This is a genomic window from Pseudomonas emilianonis (assembly GCF_023072625.1).
Taxonomy (GTDB): domain Bacteria; phylum Pseudomonadota; class Gammaproteobacteria; order Pseudomonadales; family Pseudomonadaceae; genus Aquipseudomonas; species Aquipseudomonas paraveronii.
In genome coordinates this window covers 1-1,273 of record NZ_JAKNRV010000670.1, presented here as the reverse complement: position 1 = coordinate 1,273, position 1,273 = coordinate 1, and the positions used below count along the sequence as shown (strand labels likewise).

Below are 1,273 nucleotides of genomic sequence, written 5' to 3'. Positions count from 1 at the left end.
CAGGGCGCGATCGATGGTCGCCTGTGGCAGAGCCGCGAGGACTTGGCCGAGGTCTACCTGAACTGGGGCGGCTATGCCTATGGTGGTGCCGACGAGGGCACCGCCGCCCGCGAGCAATTCGCCCAGCGCCTGAGCCAGGTGCAGGCGGTGCTGCAGAACCAGGACAATCGCGAGCACGACCTGCTCGATTCCAACGACTACTACCAATTCCAGGGCGGCATGCTCGCGGCCGTGGAAACCCTGAGCGGCGATAAGGCCGCCAGCTACCATGGCGACCACAGCCAGCCGGACTTGCCAAAAATCCGCACCTTGAAGGAAGAGCTGAATCGGGTGATCCGTTCCCGCGCCGCCAACCCCAAGTGGATCGAAGGCGTGAAACGCCATGGCTATAAAGGCGCATTCGAGATGGCGGCGACCGTGGACAATCTCTTCGCGTTCGACGCCACCACTGCGCTGATCGACGATCATCAATACGCCTTGCTCGCCGATGCCTACCTGCTCGACCCCGACACCCGCGCCTTTGTGCAACAGCACAATCCCGATGCTCTGCGGGATATGACCGAGCGCATGCTCGAGGCCCAACAACGCGGCATGTGGCAGGCGCCGGGGGCGTATCGCGAGGCGTTGGAAAACCTGTTGCTGGATATAGAAGAAGACAGCTGATGACTGATATTCCCCATTTTCCGCTGTCGGCCGTGGTCGGCGCCGACGACCTGAAGCTGGCGCTGTGCCTGACCGCCATCGACCCGAAGATCGGCGGTGTGCTGATCGAAGGCCCGCGCGGCATGGCCAAGTCCACCCTGGCGCGTGGGTTGGCGGACCTGTTGGCCAGCGGTCAATTCGTCACCTTGCCGTTGGGCGCCACCGAAGAACGACTGGTCGGCACCCTCGACCTGGATGCCGCATTGGGCGAAGGCCGCGCGCAGTTTTCACCCGGCGTGCTGGCCAAGGCTGACGGCGGCGTGTTGTATGTCGACGAGGTCAACTTGCTGCCTGATCACTTGGTGGACCTGCTGCTGGACGTGGCCGCCAGCGGTACCAATCTGATTGAGCGCGACGGCATTTCCCACCGGCATTCGGCGCGCTTTGTGCTGATCGGCACGATGAACCCGGAGGAGGGTGAGTTGCGCCCGCAGTTGCTCGACCGCTTCGGTTTCAACGTGGCTTTGAGCGGGCAAACCGTGCCGGCCGAGCGTGGGCAGATCATCCGTCGGCGCCTGGACTTCGACAGCGACCCCGCAGCGTTCTGCGCGCAGTGGGCGCAGCCGCAGTC

The 1,273-nt window shown here is 64.1% G+C and carries 2 protein-coding genes; both read left to right on the top strand.

The genetic code is table 11. The features are described from left to right. On the top strand, positions 1-663 hold a 663-nt coding region (locus L9Z73_RS30715; protein ID WP_247408724.1), incomplete at its 5' end, for a cobaltochelatase subunit CobN. Then, the coding region (locus L9Z73_RS30710; protein WP_247408722.1) for an ATP-binding protein at positions 663-1,273 on the top strand (611 nt) is incomplete at its 3' end. The genes L9Z73_RS30715 and L9Z73_RS30710, both read left to right, overlap by 1 nt.